This window comes from Cypionkella sp. PAMC25878, from assembly GCF_058135695.1.
This window is the reverse complement of record NZ_CM176871.1, coordinates 2,284,331-2,303,622: the sequence shown is the minus strand read 5'-3', so window position 1 is coordinate 2,303,622 and position 19,292 is coordinate 2,284,331. Positions and strand designations below refer to the sequence as shown.

Below are 19,292 nucleotides of genomic sequence, written 5' to 3'. Positions count from 1 at the left end.
ATGAAACAGAGGGCAGGCCGAAATTTACCTAAACGCCATAAGCCTATACCATAACCGGGTTTGGCAAGCGGAGTATGCAATGACCGACATTCTTCTGGGGCAAGTGCTGTCCTTCGCAGGCGATCCGTTTGCGGATGGCCCCGACGCCGCCCGGCATGAAACCCACGGTGCCGTCGCCATTCAGAACGGCAAAATCATAGCCTCCGGCCCCGCCGACCCCATCCGCGCCGCCTATCCGCAGGCCCGCGTCACCGATTACGGCCAATGCCTGATCTCGGCGGGCTTCATCGACGCGCATGTGCATTATCCCCAAACCGCAATCATCGCCTCTTGGGGCAAACGGCTGATCGACTGGCTGAACAGCTACACCTTCCCCGAGGAAATGCGCTTTGCCGACCGGGCTTACGCCGATGAGGTCGCCAACCGCTACCTCGATCTGGCGCTGGCCCACGGCACCACCTCGATGTGCAGCTACGCCACCATCCACCCCGAAAGCGTCGACGCCTTCTTCACGGCCGCCAAAGCGCGCGGCCTGCGCGCCTTCGCTGGCAAAACCTGCATGGACCGCAACGCCCCCGAAGGCCTGCGCGACACCGTGCAATCCGCCTATGACGACAGCAAACGCCTGCTGCAAAAGTGGCACGGCCAAGACCGGCTGTCCTACGTCATCACCCCAAGGTTCTCGCCCACCTCTACCCCCGAACAACTGGCAGCCATGGGCCAACTGTGGCGCGAATACCCCGATTGCCTGATGCAAACCCACCTGTCTGAGCAAGTGGATGAGATTGCTTGGGTGAAAGAGCTGTTCCCACAGTCCCGCGACTACCTCGACACCTATGAGACCCAAGGCCTCTTGCGCGAAGGCGCCGTCTACGGCCACGCCATCCATCTGACGCAACGCGAGAAAGACCGCCTGATCGAAGCCGGAGCAAGCCTCGTCCACTGCCCGACCTCCAACACCTTCATCGGTTCCGGCCTGTTTGATATGAGCCTCGCCCACCACCTGCGAGTCGGCCTTGCCACCGACACCGGTGGCGGCTCAAGCTTCTCAATGCTGCACACCATGGCCGCTGCCTATGAAGTCGCGCAGCTGCGCGGCGAGGCCCTTCACCCCAGCCAACTCTGGTGGCTCGCGACCGTAGGCTCCGCCCGCGCCCTGCATGCCGAACACCAGATCGGCAACATCGCCCCCGGCATGGAGGCCGACCTGACCATCCTTGATCTGAAGTCCACCCCCGCCATCGAACAAGCGACCCGCCGCGCGCGCGACATCTGGCAGGCGATCTTCCCCACCATCATGCTCGGCGACGACCGTGCCATCCGCGCGACATGGATCGGCGGCAAACCCCACTCACCGCGACCGCTCCTCGCGGCAGACTGCCAGAAAAAGGAATAGAGTGCGCAAAAGAAAGCAATAGCGTGCGCAAAGTCTGTCAAGCGAAATCCAGCGCAACGGCAATGAATGTGCAGGCCCTCTGATTGATAGGGAATATCTTGATGTTACCGGGCCAGATCACCGCTTTGGCCCGCGATCAGATGCTGAACGTCCTGCCGCTGATATAAGGGCCCGTAGTTGCGCCCGTCAGGGCTGAACGGCGCAATTGCTTCGAACGCGAGGCAGGCACGCAACTCAGACCAACTCAGACCGGCGGCAAGACCCAGTTCCCGCAGACTGATGAAGCGTTCGTTGAGTGCAACGAGATCTTCTCCCGACAACACAACCTGAAGCTTGCCCGATCGCGGACCTTGCCTCGTTCGAGACGGCGTGTGCCCCTGCCCTAGCAATCTGCCCAAATCGGCCGGTTTCAAGCCTTTTGATCTTGCAACAATGTCTACACTCAATTCATCCGTACCATCGGTAAGTCCTGCAAGATCTACAACAATAGCCGCAAATCCATCCCGCTGAACATAGTGGCCGATGCGCGCCAGCTGACCGTCGCGGATCCTGCGCCAAATCTCGGAGGGTTGAACCCGGAGCTGTCTTGCAGCGCCGCACACATCAAACCACTCATGCATGGCAACATAGACTGTCTCGGCCCCAAGCAAGATTTGCTCAATATGATGTCGGCCAACCATGACATCCCAATTGTCACCTTTTCCCTCTAGGCGAGCCACATCGAAAATTCCGTCATCGCGCAAATTCGCAAATGCTCCGACTGGGATGCTCAGTGCTGCCGCAAATGCAACTTCGCTAACCGGAACGTTGAGTTCGTTCAGGACACTGGCGCTGTCCCGAACTTGGAAGACATCCCACGCGTCATCGGCCGTCTCATCCACATTCTTCAGGACGTCCGAAGCGTTTAATGCCGCGCGGACAGTGTCAGCAGGCCGACCGACAGCCCTCGCCGCAGTCACCACAGAATGGTGTCGACGCCTTAGGACCGGTTCACCCATCAACTCATGCCCTGGCCCGAGCGGCCATGTCATTTCGATATGGTTGCGCAACACATCGCGAAAACCCAAAAAACCGTCAGCCAGATCGCCGTCGGCCAGAAGATCATACAAACCCCCGAATATCTTCTTTGGCCCCTCTTCCGGCGTGCCCATCATGCGCTGTAGCAACCCCAGATTGACACCGATCCGGTCCTGGCTTTCGTGGCAAAGGAGAAATCCAACAGCATACGGCCACCACGCATCAGCTTCGCGCAGCTTGCGCCATTTCGGTAGCTTTGTTGCGATGGTTGCACGACCTATTTCCCGACAAAACACGCTCACCGCGTGCAGGGGAAGTTTGTCAAACCAGACGGCCGGTTGTTTCGGCCCCCGAAGTCGGCCATTCAGCCAGATGTCGAACTCCGAAGGCTCGCGGAAAGGGGCATCGATCAAGTTGTCCATTAACTCAGAAGTGATTTTTCGCAGGCACATAACCGTATCGTACCGAACGGCAGGATCATGTTCCGACCACAGCGTAACCAGAGGCCGTCCATGCCGGTGGCAGATGTTGTAGTGGGAAACGAGCCAATGCCCCCTTATTGCCATCGCCATGGAGGGCTCGCCTGCAACGGCTGCATCCTGTCTCAGGCAGTCGGGACAACCACGCACTTCTTTCGCGCGTATCGCCTCGACCGGAAACTCATGCCCCAACAGTTGGTAAATCCGTGGCGCCACCTCTACCGGCGTGGCGTCTCGCAGCGCGTCCAATGGGGCGTCACCAATGTCGGCAATCCGCCCCAAGACGCTAAGATCGCCTGCCTGCAATGCATTGAATTTAATCCCCATATCCGAAAGAAACTCAGACATGGGCAGGCCGTTTCTGGCAGCAAGGCGCGAAGCAAAGGAAAAGGCTGTCTCGCCAGTGATGTAGTCTAAGCACAATGGCAATCTTGGCATCAGACCTCCTTTGGATCGCACCTATCGGCCTGCTGGATGCACTCTGGGTGAGGTAAACACAACACCACAGCAAGCGATGGGGTGTACGCCCCTCTGCGGCATCAATGTGCCAACGTAGCGGGTGTTGAAACACCTTTACGGAGGAAACATGTCCATGGGCGAGGTTAGCATCATAGGCAGGACAAAACGGCCTTGGCCTGAAAAGGTAAAGTAAAGAGAGCGATCCGTGTCCAGACGGCGGCCCCTTGCCGAGCCGGAGCGTAGATTTGAGAGCGCAAAAGGCCGACTTCGTCGTGACGGCCACGATCAACGCGGGGGGCGCAGAGTGTCAATCGGCAATGCGACTTGGCCGATTTAGCATCGAGCCGAAGCGGACGCTCGATCATCGCGCAGCATTTCGAACTGAGATCGACGCAAAGGGCGGACAGCGGCCGTTCGATTGATTGTTTCAGTTAAGAGTTATCTTTCGACACCAGTCATTCGAGGCAGGGCATTCGCAAGTGTTGCTCTTTTGGTGATGTCCAAGGCGCCCAACCATGCTCCATAACGCCATCCCTTTGCCTCACCTCGCCGAATCATTGCTTCATCATGAAGGCCAAAGTGGATTTCACTTGATGTCCGATCACTGATCGAAGGCCTTTGCTTCCGAAAGGATTTTACGCGCTTGCAGGCGCACTGGTTCATCCACCATGGCTCCATCGACGATCACCGCACCCTGCCCAGCTGCAAGCACACGCCGTGCCCAGTCCATTTCGGTTTCAGTGAGCGCAAAGGCGCGTTTGATCTCGGGCACCTGACGCGGATGGATGCACAGCTTGCCCCACATCCCAAGGTCGCGGGCATGGCGGGCATCCTCAGCAGCAAGAGTCAGATCGTCGATGCTGGTTGTGACCCCGTCTATTGGTGCGACAATTCCCGCTAGCCGCGAGGCAAGCACAAGTTCGACCCGCGCGGGCAACAGTGCCTCGCGCAGATGCTGCATCCTTAAATCAGCACAAAAATCAACCGAGCCAAAGGCAAGCCGCACCACCTGTGGGGTGGCGGCAATGTGGCGCGCTTCGGCAAGGCCCTTCGCGGATTCGATCAGTGCGATGATCGGAACTTGATCCACCAAAGCGTTCGCGACGGCGGCAATGGTGGCCACATCCTCCACCTTGGGCAGCATGATGGCCGCGACAGAAAGTCCGCGCAACGCCAGAAGGTCGGCATCGTGCCACGATGTGCCAACGGCGTTGATCCTGACAATTATCGGCACAGTGTCGGGAAGACCCACCAACGCGGCACGGGCCTGATCTTTGTTCGTGGGTGCCACGGCATCTTCAAGGTCAAGGATCACCGCATCCGCCCCTGATGCCGCCGCCTTGGCAAACCGCTCTGGCCGGTCGGCGGGAACGAACAATGGTGCGCGGATTGCGGTTACCATCGCGCCTGCGCTTCCATCGCGACGGGTCCGCCGCTACGCGCGGTCCACAACCTTAGGCCATCGGCTGCGGATTCCGCGTTCAGGCTGAAATCACTGGTATCAAACAGCGGCGACAGGCTGCGGAAATCAAACCTTGTCGGGGGGGTGCCCTTAAGGTCAGCGGCAAACTGGCACAAAAGCGTGGCCTGCATCGGCCCATGCACAACCAGTCCCGGGTAGGTTTCCTGCCCTGTCGCATAGGGCGCATCGTAGTGAATCCGGTGGGCATTGAAGGTCAGCGCAGAATACCGGAACAACCGCGGTGCTGTCGTGGCAACAGTCCGGCTGTGCGCGCCAAGGGGGGTGGCCTCGGGGTGGCGGATTTCAGGCGCATCTGGGGTGACATCGCGGTAAACAATGTCATGCCGCTCGGATATGGCGAGCACGCCAGCCTCGAATATCTCATGCTCGACGGTCACAAAGCACAGCCGACCACTTCGCCCTTGCTTTGCCGATATGTCCGCGATTCGGGTGTGGCGCTGGATTGCAGCCCCGATATGCAGCGGGGCATGAAACACAAAGTTGCCCCCTGCCCACATGCGCCGCGGCAATGGGACGGGCGGCAGGAAGCCGCCACGCTCGGGGTGCCCGTCAGGGCCAAGCTCTGCGGTCGGAACCGCTGGAAGGCAGAGGCAAATGTGGATCATGGGCGGTGCCTCGGCACCCATCCGGGTTGACCCTGCGCGGTCAAAGGTGGCGTTGAAGCGTTGGACCAGCGCGGGCGCAACGATATCCTCGATGCATTCCTGTCGTCCGATCCACGGAGAGAGATGCGCAAGATCCGATGGCAGGCTCATGGCGTGCTGCCAGTGAATTCTTGGCGGATGGCCGCGGTATCGGCCCCTGTCGCGGGGACTGCACCGGGGCGAAAGCTTGCGTCTCTGCCAGCGGGACGCGGCAATGTGATGCTTTGCCCATCCGCAAGCGTCACCTTAACACGGCGCAAGGCCGGGTGCTGGCCAAGGTCGCGCACTTCCGTGTAGCGGCTCCAAGCGATCTCGGCGCTGTTCAGCAGCGCGATGGCGTGGGCGATGGTCAAGCCCGCGAAACAGGGCTCAAGTTCGGCATCCAATGCCACCCGGTTGGTCACGCGCAAGGCGTTGGTGGCAAAATCGGCACGAGCCGTCAGGTCGGCGCGGCTGAGCCCCTGACACAGTCTTAGCCATTCGCCGTTGTTCTGCGCCGCCACGAGCAGCGTGCCATCGGCGCAGGCGAAGGGGCGGTAGGGATAGATCGCGGCATGTGACAAGCCATAACGCCCGGTTTCACGGCCCGCATGTTCATAATGCAAAAGCGGCACCGCCATCCAATCGGCCATCGCATCGAACATCGCAATCTCGATCTGCTTGCCTTGCCCAGTCTGACCGCGTTCGATCAAGGCCTCAAGCACCGCCGCATGGGCGTTCATGCCGGTGGCAATGTCGGCCGCCGACACGCCGACTTTCGACGGCGTATCCGGCGTTCCGGTCACGGCGCACAGCCCACTTTCGGCCTGCACCAACATGTCATAGGCTCGCATCGGCGCATAGGCGGTGTCTTGGCCGTAACCGTTGATCGACACCACGATCAGACGGGGAAACCGCGTGGCGATCACCTCGGGCGTCAGACCCATCCGGGACAGCGCACCGGGAACAAGGTTCTGGACCAGCACATCGGCCCGGGTGAGCATGTTGAAAAGCAGATCAAGCTCGGCAGCGTCCTTCAGGTTCAGCACGGCACTCTGCTTACCCCGGTTCAGCCATGCGAAATAGGCGCTGGTCCCCTTCACCGCAGCATCGTAATGGCGCGCCGTCTCGCCGCCGTCGCGTTCGATCTTGATGACCCGCGCCCCGGCATCGGCCAAGCGCACGGTGCACATTGGGGCCGCCACCGCCTGTTCGATGGCAATCACCAACAGCCCCGAAAGCGGCCCCTTAGACATTGCGCTGCTGGCCTGATCGGGCAAGCACGCCCGGCTTCAAGCGCTCGTTCGGGCCGTAGTCTTCGGCGGGATGGAAGAACAGATGCGGGGTTGCGTCGAGGGTTTCCAGCCGCTTGGCGTAGACGTCAAGTTGCTGGGCGCGCGTGACGTCATCCTCCCGGCCCGGCATATAGGCTACATAGGGCGGCAGCACGTCAAAGCCAGTGTATTTCAAAAGCCCGTTATGAATGGGCCAGAACACCGTCAAAATATCGCCGTCGATCCCGTCAGGCGCGTAGGTGTCGGCAGAGGTGCCAGTGGTTGCGGCCAGCATCGCGCGCTTGCCCTTGAACATGCCGGTGTCATATTTGCGCCCCGGCAGATAGGCAAAGCCGCGGGCAAAGACGCGGTCAGCCCAGCCCTTCAGGATGGCGGGCATCCCAAACCACCAGACCGGAAACTGAAAGATCACCAGATCGGCGCGGGTCAATTTGGCCTGCTCGGCTGCAATATCGGCGGCGATGGAGCCATTTTCCATTGCCACAGTCTGTTCGCGCGCCAGACTGAACCGCGCGGAGTCAGACGGAGCGCCGTCAATGTCAGCAGGCCCTGCAACCGCATTCCAACCCATCGCATAAAGATCGGAAACCTCTACCTCATGGCCCTGCTTGGTCAGGGTCGCCACCGCAAGATCGCGCATTGCGCCGTTGAAAGAGGTCGGTTCGGGGTGGGCGTAGACGATCAGAACTTGCATGGGGCGCCTCAGTAAGAGCGGGGAAGGCCAAGCACATGCTCGGCCAGATAAGACAGGATCAGGTTGGTCGAAATCGGCGCGACCTGATAGAGCCGGGTTTCACGGAACTTGCGTTCGATGTCGAACTCCTCGGCAAAGCCAAAACCGCCATGAGTTTGGATGCAGGCATTCGCCGCCTCAAAACTGGCATCCGCCGCCAGCATCTTGGCCATATTCGCCTCGGCGCCGGGGTTCTGGCCCGCCTCGTAGAGCGTTAGCGCTTCACGCACCATCAGTTCAGCCGCGCGCATGTTGGCGTAGGCTTTGGCGATGGGGAACTGGATGCCTTGATTTTGGCCGATGGCGCGGCCAAAGACGTGGCGGTCCTTGGCGTAGGTGGTAGATTTGTCGATGAACCACTTGGCATCGCCCACACATTCTGCGGCAATCAAGATACGTTCGGCGTTCATGCCCGACAGGATATAGCGGAAACCTTTGCCTTCTTCGCCGATCAGATTTTCCGCAGGCACCCGCAGATTGTCGAAGAACACTTCGGTCGTGGCGTGGTTCATCATGGTGCGGATCGGACGGATGGTCAGCCCGTTGCCCACAGCCTGCCGCATATCGACGAGGATCACCGAGAGGCCTTCGGTCTTTTTCATACCCTCGACCAGCGGCGTGGTGCGGGCCAGCAGCAGCATAAGGTCGGAATGCTCGGCCCGGCTGGTCCAGATTTTCTGGCCGTTGATGACATAGTGGTCGCCGTCCAGCCGCGCGGTGGTTTTCAAGGCACCTGTATCGGTGCCGCTGCTGGGTTCAGTCACGCCGAAAGCCTGAAGTCGCAAGGCCCCGCTGGCAATCTGCGGCAAGTATGTGGCCTTCTGCTCGGCTGACCCGTGGCGCAAGAGCGTACCCATCGTGTACATCTGGGCGTGACATGCCCCGCCATTGCAGCCCGCGCGCTGCATTTCCTCCAGCACCGCCGCTGCCGCCGAAAGCTGCAGACCCGCGCCGCCGTATTCCTCGGGGATCAGAACCGCGAGCCAACCTGCCTCGGTCAGTGCATCAACGAAGGCCTGCGGATAGGCCATGTCGCGGTCCAGTTTGCGCCAATACTCGCCGGGGAACTTCGCGCACAGCTTTGCCACCGCCTCACGAATTTCGGGGTAAGTTTCGATGGCGCTGGTCATGCCCGGCAACTCCTTTGGCCTATCCACCCTAAGTGCCGCAGAATAGCCATGCCGACAACGACAAGTCAGATAGATCAGCTATAGCGGAATTCTATCGGACTTCCGTCGTGTGCTGCGCGGCTCCATCGCTGGTTCATGCGGCGACAACCGCCCCGGCCAAACGCCCTGTTCAACCATCACCGCCACATTGGAGGCGATGATCTGCCCCGCAAACCGGGCCAACCGGGGAATTGGTCGGTCGGTCGGATAGGACAGGATCAGCCGCCGCATTGGAACTGGGTTGTGCAAGGGGGCGGCACAAAGCTCGCCCGATGCAAGATCACGGTGGATCGGAGCTTTGGGCAGGATGGTCGAGCCATGCCCGGCGCGGACCAGAGATTTCAAGGTGGAATAGCTGTCAGCCTCAACTGGGACACTCAGGGCAAAGCCGCAATCATCCGCGCATTTATCAAGGATGGCGCGCAACCCATGCCCTTTGCTGGGCAACAACAGCCGCACGCCTTCCAACTCGCTGAAATCCACCGGAGCGTCCTGCGACAGGCCAGAGCCGGGCGGGCCGATCAGAAACAGCACCTCCTCCAGCAGCGGTTGAACCCGCAACGTGCGCGCAGATTTTGGATCATAGAGGATGGCCGCGTCGACCTCGCCGCGGTGCATCCAATCCAGCAGATAGCCGGAATAAGCGCTGACGATGCGCAGAGTCGCATCGGGGTGGGTCTCGCGGAAGGCGGCGACGAGGGGTTCGGACAGGATATCGGCCACCGTCGGCGGCATCCCGATCGAGACATGGCCGCGCAATGGCGCGTCCTCATCACTGACCGAGGCGCGGATTTCCTCAAGCTCTGCCAACACCCGCAAGGCGTGGCGCAGCACTTCTTGCCCGTGATCGGTGGCAATCATACCGCGCCCGTGCCGATCAAACAGCCGCACGCCCAGTTCCTCCTCAAGCAGCCGGATCTGACGGCTTAAGGCGGGTTGCGCGATGTGCAGCCGGTCTGCGGCCTTGGAAAGGCTGCCAAGTTCGGCGACGTGAATCAGGGTGCGCAGCTGTGAAAGTTCCATGCCATACAATACCGCTATATCTGTTCAATAAAAAGGGTCGACGTAAGCACGGATTGGTAAGGCTATACAGGGTCAAACTTGCGGCACCGGGAGATGTGCAATGACTGTCGCTGAAGCGATCTCAATGGGGGATACACCCCGGGATCTGGCCCAAGACTGGCCACTTGAACTTTTTGACGTGTTGAAAGCCGCTGGCATCCGCCAGATGTCTTATGTGCCTGACGCTGGGCATTCCACCCTGATCCGGCTGTTCAACGCGGACCCCACGGTCAAAACCAACGTCCTGACAACCGAAGAAGAAGGCATCGCCATTGCCACGGGCGCATGGCTTGGTGGCCAACGCTCGGTCGTGCTGATGCAATCTTCGGGCGTGGGCAACTGCATCAATATGCTGTCTTTGCCGGTGCAAACCCGCACGCCACTGTTGATGCTGGTGACGATGCGCGGTGAATGGGCCGAATTCAACCCGTGGCAAATGCCAATGGGACAGGCAACCGAGGCTTCGCTGAAAGCGATAGGCGTGACGGTTCTGCGCGCCGAAACCGGCGAGGATTTGATCGAGATTGTCGCGCAAGCGGCGGGCATGGCTTTTGATGCCGACCAGCAGATCGCTGTGCTGATCGGTCAGCGGCTTCTGGGCAAAAAGAAATGGTGAGCGGGATGGATGCGACGATGGATCGTCGGGCGGCAGTCAACACGCTTCTGGCGGCGCGCGATGGGGCGCTGGTGGTAACGGGTCTTGGCTCACCCAGCTATGACGTTCATGCCGCAGGCGATGTCGCCGGCAATTTTTACCTGTGGGGCGCGATGGGCGGGGCCGCGCTGACGGGTCTGGGGCTGGCGCAGGCGCAACCCGACAAACGCGTCATGGTGATCACCGGGGATGGCGAGATGCTGATGGCCTTCGGGGCGATGGCGACGATTGCGGTGGCAGCGCCGCGCAACCTCGACATCATCGTGTTGGACAACCAGCATTTCGGTGAAACCGGGATGCAGAGCAGCCACACCGGACGCGGCATCGCGCTGCACAAGATCGCCGAGGCCACAGGGTTTGCTGAAACCGGCGAATTGCACAGTCTTGCCGAGGTCGACGATTTGGCCGCGCGCTTGCGCAAGCCCGCCGTTGGGCCAAGGTTCTTCGTGCTGAAGATCAAGGCCGAGAATCTGCCGCGCTCGCTACCGCCACGCGATGCGGTGTTCATCAAAAACCGCTTCCGCGCTCAGCTTGGGTTGGAAACGTGCTGAACCCGACAAGAGGAGGCTGAAGATCATGGAAAGATTCCAGAATACGGTTGGCGGCGCTCTTATGCCAGTGCGCGACACTTTCGAATCCTTCGACCCATACACTGGCAAGCCTTGGGCGCTGATCCCCGCAGATGGTGCCGCGCAGGTTGAAGCTGCTGTCGCCGCCGCAAAACCCGCATTCCGTGCGCCGAACTGGGCCGGATTGACCGCCACCGCGCGCGGCAAACTTCTGGTGCGGCTGGCCGATCTGATCGCTGTCCATGCCGACCGCCTTGCGGCACTGGAAACCCGCGACAATGGCAAGCTGATCGCTGAGATGGGGGCGCAACTGCGCTATATCCCCGAATGGTTTCGCTATTTCGGCGGGCTTGCCGACAAGATCGAAGGTGCCGTTCTGCCGATCGATAAGGCGGGCATGTTCGCCTTTACCCGCCGCGAGCCATTGGGGGTGGTTGCTGCGATTGTGCCGTGGAACTCGCCGCTGATGTTGCTGACGTGGAAACTCGCCCCACTGCTGGCGGCGGGCAATACCGTGGTGATCAAGCCATCCGAGCATACCTCGGCCTCGACACTGGAATTTGTGAAACTGTTTGAACAGGCCGGTTTTCCGCCCGGCGTGGTCAATACTGTCACCGGCATGGCGCTTGAGGTCGGCGTGCCATTGGTCAACCACCCGGATGTGGCGAAGATTGCGTTTACGGGCGGCGAGCCGGGTGGCATCGCCGTGTATCGCGCCGCTGCCGAGGGTTTGAAAACCGTCACGCTGGAACTGGGCGGCAAATCCGCCAATATCGTGTTTGCCGACGCCAAGATCGACAATGCGGTGAACGGGGCGATCTCGGGAATTTTCGCGGCCACCGGGCAGACCTGCATCGCGGGCTCGCGGCTGTTGGTGCAGCGCGCCGTGCATGACCGGGTAGTGGAAGGCGTGGTCAAACTGGCGGCCACTGCGCGGATCGGCAACCCCGCCGATACGAATACCCAAGTCGGCCCGATCACCACGCAGGCGCAGCGGGCCAAGGTGCTGTCCTATCTCGACATTGCGCGCAATGAGGGGGCCGAGGCGGTTCTGGGCGGCAAGGTGCCCGAGGGGCTGGGGGATGGCTGGTTCGTCGAACCCACAATTTTTACCGGCGTGAACAATCAGATGCGCATCGCCCGCGAGGAGGTGTTTGGTCCGGTTCTGTCGATCATTCCTTTCGATGACGAAGACGAGGCTTATGCGATTGCCAACGACAGCCCCTATGGCTTGGCGGCGGGGCTTTGGACTGCTGATATGGGTCGGGCCTTGCGGGGCAGTGCCGCGCTGGAGGCGGGCACCGTCTGGGTGAATTGTTATCGCGCCGTCAGCTATATGGCGCCGTTCGGCGGCTATAAGCGCAGCGGCGTCGGTCGGGAAAGCGGGCAAGAGGCGATCAACGCCTATTTGCAGACCAAGACCGTCTGGATCGATACCGCGGGAACGGTCGCCAACCCTTTCGTGATCCGGTGACGCGATGAGGGACCGCGCGCGGGAAAAGCTTGTCATCGTCGGCGGGGCGATCATGGGCAGCTTTGCGGCATGGTCGCTGCGCCGGGAAGGTTTCTCCGGAGAGATCACGGTGATCGAAAAAGACCCAAGCTATCGGTTCTGCTCTACCGCCTTGTCTGCCGCCGCGATCCGCACCCAGTTCGGCACGCCGGTGAACATCCAGATGAGCCTGTTCGGCGTGGATTTCTTCCGCAAGATCAAGCAGAGCTTTGGTCCCGCCGCCGATATTGGCTATCGGGAAAAGGGCTATCTGATCCTGGGCGGACCGGAAACAGTGGCGGCTCGCCACGCCGCTGCGGCGATGCAGCGCGCCGAAGGGGCAGATGTGTTGGCGCTGACACCGGACGAAATCGCAGCACGCTTCCCATACATGTCGATGGAGGGGGTGGGCATTGGCACCTTTGGCGCTACGGGCGAAGGCTGGTTTGATGCGTGGTCGCTATTGTCGCTGGTGCGGGCGGCGGCGAAGGATTTGGGCGTGCGGTATGTCGCGGGCGAGGTTGCAGGCTTTGATCAGTCCGGCGACCGCATTCAGTCCGTGCGTCTGGCAGGCGGGGAAAGCCTGTCTTGTGATTGGTGTGTCATGGCGGCCGGGGCTGCCTCGGGTGGGTTGATGGCGGCACTTGGCCAGCCGCTTCCGGTCAGCCCGCGCAAACGCACTGTGTTCAGCTTTCGCGCTCCCTTGAAGGCAGGCAATTTCCCGATGCTGTTCGACAATTCGGGTATCTGGATCCGCCCCGAGGGCGACGGTTTCATCGGCGGCATCCAGCCTCCGGCAGACCGCGATCCTGTTGCAACCGGTGATTTCGAGCCGGACCACAGCTTGATGCAGGATGTGTTCTGGCCCGCTTTGGCGGCCCGTATCCCGGCGATGGAAGAACTGCGGCTGGAACGGGCTTGGGCGGGTCATTATGAGGTGAATGCGCTTGACCATAATGGCGTGGTGGGGCTGCATGACGAAATCGCCAACCTTGTGCTTTCCACCGGCTTTTCCGGGCATGGCGTTATGCACGCGCCCGCCGCTGGGCGCGGCATGGCCGAGTTGATCATCCATGGCGGTTTTGTCGGTCTTGATTTGTCGCCACTTGGCTATGGCAGAATTCGCACGGGCACGCCGTTGCCTGAGAGCATCGTCTATTGAAGGAGAACACCATGCGGTTTGCAGGCAAAGTTATCGTCATCACCGGGGCTGCGCAGGGCATTGAGCGTGCCAGCGCCGTGCGCTTTCTGGCTGAAGGGGCCAAGGTGGTCATCGCGGACGTGAATGCCGAAAGGCTGGCAGCAACCGCGCAAGAGATCGGCTCGCCCGACACTGTGCTTGCCGTTCTCACCGATGTCGCCCGCAAAGATCAGGTCGATGCACTGATTGCCAAGGCCGTCGCGCAGTTTGGCCGGATCGACGTTATGGTGAACAACGCAGGCATAGCCCCTGTCATGGAGTTCCTTGACGTGACTGAAGAAGTCTATGACCGCGTGCTGGAGGTGAACCTGAAGGGGGCTTTCCTTGGCACGCAGGCGGCGGCGCGGGCGATGATCGCGCAGGGGCAAGGCGGCGTGATCATCAACATGTCGTCGATCAACTCTGGCTTAGCCAACCCCAACGTCGCCACCTATGCGATTTCCAAAGGCGGCATGAACCAAGTCACCACCACTGCCGCTGTGGCCTTCGCTCCGCATGGTATTCGCGTCTGCGGCGTTGGCCCCGGCACCATCGCGACCGAGATCATCAAGGGTGCCTTCACCGAGCGCGCCGGAATGCACGCGATCCTCGCCCGCACCCCGTTGGGACGTCTGGGTGAATCTGAGGAAATCGCGGGCGTGGTGGCCTTTCTCGCCTCGGATGATGCGTCCTACATTACGGGCGAAACGATCTACCCGGATGGCGGCCGTCGCATCCTGAATTACACCGTCCCGGTCAAGGAGTGAGCCGCATGAATCCGGTTTTCAACAAACTGCACCACATCTGTCTGGTTGTGCACGATATAGACAAGACCCAAGCCTATTACGAATCCATCGGTGTCGGCCCGTGGATCGCCTACCCGCCGCTGGTGGAATATGAAGCCCTCGACGTGCCAAGCCGCGAGGGATTCATGGCGATGCAATACCGCATCTGCAACATGCCGAACATCCAGCTGCAACTTTGCCAGCCGGACCACAATCCAAGCCCGCAGCGTCTGCATCTGGACAGCAAGGGCGAGGGTGTGTTTCACCTTGGTTTCGAAGTGCCAGACGCCGATGCGGCCGAGGCAGCGTCCGGCATTGCGGTCAAGATGAAAGGCCGCCGCGAGAACCGCACTGGCTTCACCTATTACGACACGGCAGGCGATGCCGGTGTCATCCTTCTGACCCGTGCCACCAACAAGCCCGGCACCTGAGCCATGATGAAGATCGACCTTAATTCCGATTTGGGCGAAAGCTTTGGCCCATGGGTGATGGGCGACGACGCGGCGATGCTGGCGCTTGTTACCTCGGCCAACATTGCATGCGGCGGCCATGCCAGCGACCCTGAGACGATGTTTCAGACCGTAACCGAGGCCCGAAATCGCGGCGTGATCATCGGGGCGCACCCCGGCTATGCCGACAAGATCGGCTTTGGCCGCCGGGTGATCCCGATGACCCCGGCCGAGATCGGACGGATGGTTGTGGCTCAGGTCGGCGCTCTGGCAGGCGTGGCGGCGCTGGCCGATGCCAGCTTGCGCTATGTCAAACCGCATGGCGCGCTTGGCAATCTGGCGGCGGATGACCGCACCGTTGCGGATGCCATCGTGGCGGCGGTGGCAGCACTGCCCGGTCCGTTGGCGATACTGGCGATTTCCGGCACCGAGTTGGAGAGTGCCGCAAGGGCCGCTGCTGTCCCGGTTTTTTCGGAAATTTTCGCCGACCGCGCCTATCTGCCGAATGGTCGCCTTGTGCCCCGCGCGCGTCCGGGGGCGGTGCTGCATGACGCGAATGATGCCGCCGAACGGCTGATCCGCTTTCTGCAAACCGGGCTGATGCCGGTGATGGGTGGCGACCCGATCAAACTTACGGCCCATTCGATCTGCGTTCACGGCGACAGTCCGGGTGCGCTCGACATGGCCCGTGTGATCCGCGTGCATCTTGGCAAAGCCGGCATCAGCGTCGCACCCTTTCTAAATACCTGAACCAGGGCAGACCAATGAGCAAAGGCCATCTGATTGCACAGATCATCGTGAGCAAGGGCCAAGGCGCCGCCGTTCTTGCCGAAACTACTGCATGACATGCCAGTGACGCCCCGCATGGAACGGCACTTCCCCATTTTCAGCGCCATGGCCGAGCATAGCCTGCTGGTGGAATTTGGCGATCACATCGACCGTTCTATCAACGCCAAGGTGCTTCAACTGGATCGGGCTTTGGCCGAGACGTCGTTTCACGGCTTTGTCGAAGCCGTGCCCGCCTATGCCAGCCTGCTCATCCGATTTGATCCGATGATCCGCGATCACAGCCTTGTCGAGACGCAGTTGCGGCACCTGTTGGACCATACCGCCGCGCTCGACCACGCCCAAGGACACAGCGATGTCGCGGTCTGTTATGACGTTGACCTTGCCCCCGATTTGCGAGCCGTGGCCACGGCGAGCGGGCTTTCGCCCGAGGCCGTCATCGCGGCGCATTTGGCGGGGCAGTATAGTGTCTTCATGTATGGCTTCGCGCCCGGCTACGCCTATCTGGCCGGGGTGCCGCAGGCGATCCGCCTGCCGCGAAAGCCCGCCGCTGTGCGCGGTGTTGCCGCTGGAAGCGTTCTGATCGCCGGTCCGCAGTGTCTGGTATCGACCATCACCATGCCAACGGGCTGGTGGGCGATTGGCCGATCGCCGACCAAAATACTCACCGGCAATCCTGCCGGCCCCTTTCTGTTTGATGTAGGTGACAGCGTTCGGTTCCGCCGCATCAGCCGTGCCGAATATGATGAACAGCTCATCAGATGAGTGATGCTGTCCTCTCCATCAATTTTGCCGGGCCACATGTATCGGTGCAAGATGCCGGACGTAAAGGTTTCATGCGCTTTGGCGTGCCGTGGTCGGGGCCAATGGATCGCAGATCCTTTGCCGCCGCCAACATCGCCCTTGGCAACCGCGCCGATGCGGCTGCAATCGAGGTTTCACTGGGCGGCTTGATGTTGGAATGCCTGGCCGGCACCGTCAGTTTCGCCGTGGCGGGCGGCGGCTTCATCATCGACCATGCGGGCCATAAACGCGGATCGTGGATCATTGCTACCTTGAAGCCGGGTCAGAAACTGGCCATTCGCCCAGGCCCTTGGGGCAGTTGGTGCTATCTGGCCTTAGCCGGAACCTTGCAAACCGACCGCTGGTTGGGCAGCACATCAACCCATACCATGTCGGGGCTTGGCGGGGGAAAGTTGAACTCAGGCATGAAACTGACCGTCACAGATGCCGCGCAGCGAGAGGATCGTGAAGGCGACATACCCTGCCCGGTCAATGCCCGCCCCCGGCACGAAGTCCGCGTCACCATGGGGCCGCAGCAGCGCTTCTTTGGCGGGGATGCGCTTAGAAGCTTTGCCGCCGGCTCTTGGCGCATGACCGATGCTTGGGACCGGATGGGGGTTCGTCTTGCCGGGCCGTTGATCGCCCCGAATGCCGCGTTGGACATGCCGTCAGAGCCAATCGTGCGCGGTTCTGTGCAAGTTGCCGGAGACGGCGTCGCCTCTATCCTGTTTTCCGACCATCAGACCACCGGCGGCTACCCCAAGATCGCGACGGTTCTGGATTGTGACATCGACGCCCTTGTGCAACTGCGCCCCCGCGACGGCGTCGCCTTTCGTCCGGTTTCCCCGCAAGACGCCATCGCCATTGCCCGCGCTTCCATCGCGGCGGATCAGCGCCATCAGCGCGCCATATCGCAGGCGCGCGGCAGCCTCGATTGGCGTTTGCGGTCCGAGAACCTGATTGGCGGCGCGATAAATGCAAAAGACGTTTTTCTGACGTAAAATAATTGGATGACGCAATCGGCTGACTGCCGGCAGCAGCTTGTCTGGAAGCATTTCAGCCCTACTGAGTTCGATCGATTGTTCAGGGATCGCTTCGCCCAAGCTAAATGCAATTTGATGTGCGAATGACCGCTTTGGACACGCCCTCAACGAAACCGATCGCACATTGGACGGCAGCAATGGGCCGAGGCTGTGTGGAAACACTCGCGCGAAAGCCGGCTCACAATGTGACGGCATTGGACGCGGTGCTTTGGCCTGTTTGGGCCTATCCAACCTTGTGGGCGCGCCCATATCAGCGGTTGCTGTGGGCCTTTTGAGGGCTTTTGGGGACTGCCCCCCCTTTCAGGCGGGTATGGCCGCCATCAGTCCGCTGATCCCGATGATGGCGACCATGCGCTTGATGTTGTAAGCCAGCACGTTCAGCGCCATTTCGGTCCTGACATTCTTCAGGCGGCGCATCAGGAAATGGGTGGTCCCCATCCAGGCCTTTATCGTCCCGAAGGGGTGCTCGACCGTGCTGCGGCGCTGTGTCATCGGATCAGAGGCGCTGCGTAGGCGGTCGCGCATTTCATCCACCAGATGCTCATATTCCCAACGGGTGACACGGCGTTCCGTGCCCGTTGTGCAGCGCGACTTAACAGGACAATGGTGGCATTCATTGGTCCAATATCGCGCGACATTGAGCCCGTCTTCCTCGCGCGTGTAGCGGTAGGTTAGCTCATTTTCTGTTGGGCAGATGTAGACATCCCGCACGGCGTCATACTTGAAGTCGGCTTTCACATACATGCCCTTGCTGCGATTTCCGGATGTTTCAGGGCGCGGCATCGTTACCATGATGCCTGTCTTGTCGCAGGCGGCAATCTCTACGCCGCTGAAATAGCCCTTGTCAGCAAGGGCATGCAAATCTTCCCGTCCGAGCGCTTCCTTAGCGGCAATCGCCATCGGGCTGAGTTGATCACGGTCGAATCCTTTGTTCGTGACGTCGTGGCTGACGATGATGTGGGTCTCAACATCCACGACAGATTGCACATTATATGCCACCAGTCCGCTGTTGCGCGCGCTGGTGGCCATGGAACGGGCATCTGGATCTGTCAGGGATATCTGGCCGTCAGGTGCATCGGCCAAAGCCTTGTCCATTGACTTAAGTCTCTCGATTTCTTGCTTTAAGCGCCCATATCGTTGTGCCAGATGCGCAACCTTCTCGGTCCGCGCTTCACCTTCTTCTTGCCGGTCGATGCGCACCAGCTCGGTGATATAGCGTTCGACATCAGCCTCCAGATGCTCAAGGCGGCTGGCGATCTTGCCCTTGGTGAAGTTCTTGTCGCGATTGTTGACGGCTTTGAACTTACTGCCGTCGATTGCCACGCAATCGCCTTTCAGTGTGCCGATCCGGCGGCATAGTTCCACAAATTGCGCGCAGGTCTTGCGGATGGCGGCCCCGTTATCGCGCCTGAAATCTGCAATCGTCTTGTGATCGGGGACCAGTCGCCCGATCAGCCACTTCACCTCGACATTGCGCCCCGCCTCGCGCTCCAACCTGCGGCTGGACGGTAACCGATTGAGGTAGCCATAAATAAACAGTTTCAACAGAACCGCCGGATGATAACCGGGCCGCCCAGTTCGCGCATGCGCCACGCGCTCGAAGCCAAGCTCTGCCAGATCAAGTTGATCGACAAACAAATCCACCACCCGAACCAGATGATCTTCGCCAATCCAGTCCTCGAGACGTTCCGGAAAAAGCGTGACCTGATCCCGCCCAACCCCTTCAATGAAACCTGACATAGATGCACCCCTTTATCTAAGGAAGCATACCACATCTTGGTGTTTCCACACAGCCTCGGCCGTTCATGTATTCCTTAGGCAGCTAGGAAGCTCT

The 19,292-nt window shown here is 60.6% G+C and carries 18 protein-coding genes; 10 read left to right on the top strand and 8 right to left on the bottom strand.

Annotation, left to right across the window (positions count from 1 at the left end):
* Positions 1 to 79: 79 nt before the first annotated feature.
* Positions 80 to 1,396, top strand: a complete 1,317-nt coding sequence (gene guaD / locus ACS5RD_RS11125; protein WP_489931239.1) for a guanine deaminase — start codon at positions 80 to 82, stop codon at positions 1,394 to 1,396.
* 104 nt (positions 1,397 to 1,500) lie between these two features.
* Here the strand turns inward: guaD and ACS5RD_RS11120 are convergent, their stop codons facing one another.
* The 7 genes from ACS5RD_RS11120 to ACS5RD_RS11090 form a co-directional block, all read right to left on the bottom strand.
* A complete protein-coding gene (locus ACS5RD_RS11120; protein WP_489931238.1) occupies positions 1,501 to 3,330 on the bottom strand; it encodes a TniQ family protein in 1,830 nt (609 codons plus the stop codon).
* A 622-nt stretch (positions 3,331 to 3,952) separates the two neighbouring features.
* Entirely contained in the window at positions 3,953 to 4,753 is an 801-nt protein-coding gene (locus tag ACS5RD_RS11115) for an HpcH/HpaI aldolase/citrate lyase family protein (protein WP_489931237.1), read from the bottom strand.
* Positions 4,747 to 5,589 carry an HTD2 family dehydratase gene (locus ACS5RD_RS11110; RefSeq protein ID WP_489931236.1) on the bottom strand — a complete coding sequence of 281 codons (843 nt, stop codon included), beginning with the start codon at positions 5,587 to 5,589 and terminating at the stop codon, positions 4,747 to 4,749. Before ACS5RD_RS11110 ends, ACS5RD_RS11115 begins: the two co-directional genes overlap by 7 nt.
* Entirely contained in the window at positions 5,586 to 6,713 is a 1,128-nt protein-coding gene (locus ACS5RD_RS11105; RefSeq protein ID WP_489931235.1) for a CaiB/BaiF CoA transferase family protein, read from the bottom strand. The genes ACS5RD_RS11110 and ACS5RD_RS11105 overlap by 4 nt, the downstream gene beginning before the upstream one ends.
* A complete protein-coding gene (locus tag ACS5RD_RS11100) occupies positions 6,706 to 7,446 on the bottom strand; it encodes an NAD(P)H-dependent oxidoreductase (RefSeq protein WP_489931234.1) in 741 nt (246 codons plus the stop codon). Before ACS5RD_RS11100 ends, ACS5RD_RS11105 begins: the two co-directional genes overlap by 8 nt.
* Before the next feature lie 8 nt (positions 7,447 to 7,454).
* Positions 7,455 to 8,615 (bottom strand): acyl-CoA dehydrogenase family protein, encoded by a 1,161-nt coding sequence (locus ACS5RD_RS11095; protein WP_489931233.1) that lies wholly within the window; start codon positions 8,613 to 8,615, stop codon positions 7,455 to 7,457.
* Positions 8,616 to 8,693: 78 nt separating this feature from the next.
* Entirely contained in the window at positions 8,694 to 9,677 is a 984-nt protein-coding gene (locus ACS5RD_RS11090; protein ID WP_489931232.1) for a LysR family transcriptional regulator, read from the bottom strand.
* Positions 9,678 to 9,777: 100 nt separating this feature from the next.
* Between ACS5RD_RS11090 and ACS5RD_RS11085 the strand changes: the two genes are divergently transcribed.
* The 9 genes from ACS5RD_RS11085 (at position 9,778) to ACS5RD_RS11045 (ending at position 17,416) form a co-directional block, all read left to right on the top strand.
* A complete protein-coding gene (locus ACS5RD_RS11085) occupies positions 9,778 to 10,332 on the top strand; it encodes a hypothetical protein (protein WP_489931231.1) in 555 nt (184 codons plus the stop codon).
* A gap of 5 nt (positions 10,333 to 10,337) precedes the next feature.
* Complete coding sequence (locus tag ACS5RD_RS11080; RefSeq protein ID WP_489931230.1) at positions 10,338 to 10,922, top strand: thiamine pyrophosphate-dependent enzyme; 585 nt, start codon at positions 10,338 to 10,340, stop codon at positions 10,920 to 10,922.
* A gap of 25 nt (positions 10,923 to 10,947) precedes the next feature.
* Entirely contained in the window at positions 10,948 to 12,414 is a 1,467-nt protein-coding gene (locus ACS5RD_RS11075; RefSeq protein ID WP_489931229.1) for an aldehyde dehydrogenase, read from the top strand.
* A gap of 4 nt (positions 12,415 to 12,418) precedes the next feature.
* The gene (locus tag ACS5RD_RS11070) at positions 12,419 to 13,594 is read left to right on the top strand and encodes an NAD(P)/FAD-dependent oxidoreductase (RefSeq protein ID WP_489931228.1); all 1,176 of its coding nucleotides are present in this window, start codon (positions 12,419 to 12,421) and stop codon (positions 13,592 to 13,594) included.
* A gap of 11 nt (positions 13,595 to 13,605) precedes the next feature.
* Positions 13,606 to 14,379: an SDR family NAD(P)-dependent oxidoreductase gene (locus tag ACS5RD_RS11065; RefSeq protein WP_489931227.1), complete on the top strand. Its 774-nt coding sequence runs from the start codon at positions 13,606 to 13,608 to the stop codon at positions 14,377 to 14,379.
* A gap of 5 nt (positions 14,380 to 14,384) precedes the next feature.
* Positions 14,385 to 14,828 carry a VOC family protein gene (locus ACS5RD_RS11060; RefSeq protein WP_489931226.1) on the top strand — a complete coding sequence of 148 codons (444 nt, stop codon included), beginning with the start codon at positions 14,385 to 14,387 and terminating at the stop codon, positions 14,826 to 14,828.
* 6 nt (positions 14,829 to 14,834) lie between these two features.
* Complete coding sequence (locus tag ACS5RD_RS11055) at positions 14,835 to 15,596, top strand: LamB/YcsF family protein (protein ID WP_489931225.1); 762 nt, start codon at positions 14,835 to 14,837, stop codon at positions 15,594 to 15,596.
* A 75-nt stretch (positions 15,597 to 15,671) separates the two neighbouring features.
* The gene (locus ACS5RD_RS11050; protein ID WP_489931224.1) at positions 15,672 to 16,397 is read left to right on the top strand and encodes a 5-oxoprolinase subunit B family protein; all 726 of its coding nucleotides are present in this window, start codon (positions 15,672 to 15,674) and stop codon (positions 16,395 to 16,397) included.
* Positions 16,394 to 17,416, top strand: coding sequence for a 5-oxoprolinase subunit C family protein (locus tag ACS5RD_RS11045; protein ID WP_489931223.1), 1,023 nt, complete (start codon positions 16,394 to 16,396; stop codon positions 17,414 to 17,416). The genes ACS5RD_RS11050 and ACS5RD_RS11045 overlap by 4 nt, the downstream gene beginning before the upstream one ends.
* Positions 17,417 to 17,758: 342 nt before the next feature.
* Here the strand turns inward: ACS5RD_RS11045 and ACS5RD_RS11040 are convergent, their stop codons facing one another.
* Positions 17,759 to 19,198, bottom strand: a complete 1,440-nt coding sequence (locus ACS5RD_RS11040; protein ID WP_489931222.1) for an IS1182 family transposase — start codon at positions 19,196 to 19,198, stop codon at positions 17,759 to 17,761.
* Between the last annotated feature and the right edge of the window lie 94 nt (positions 19,199 to 19,292).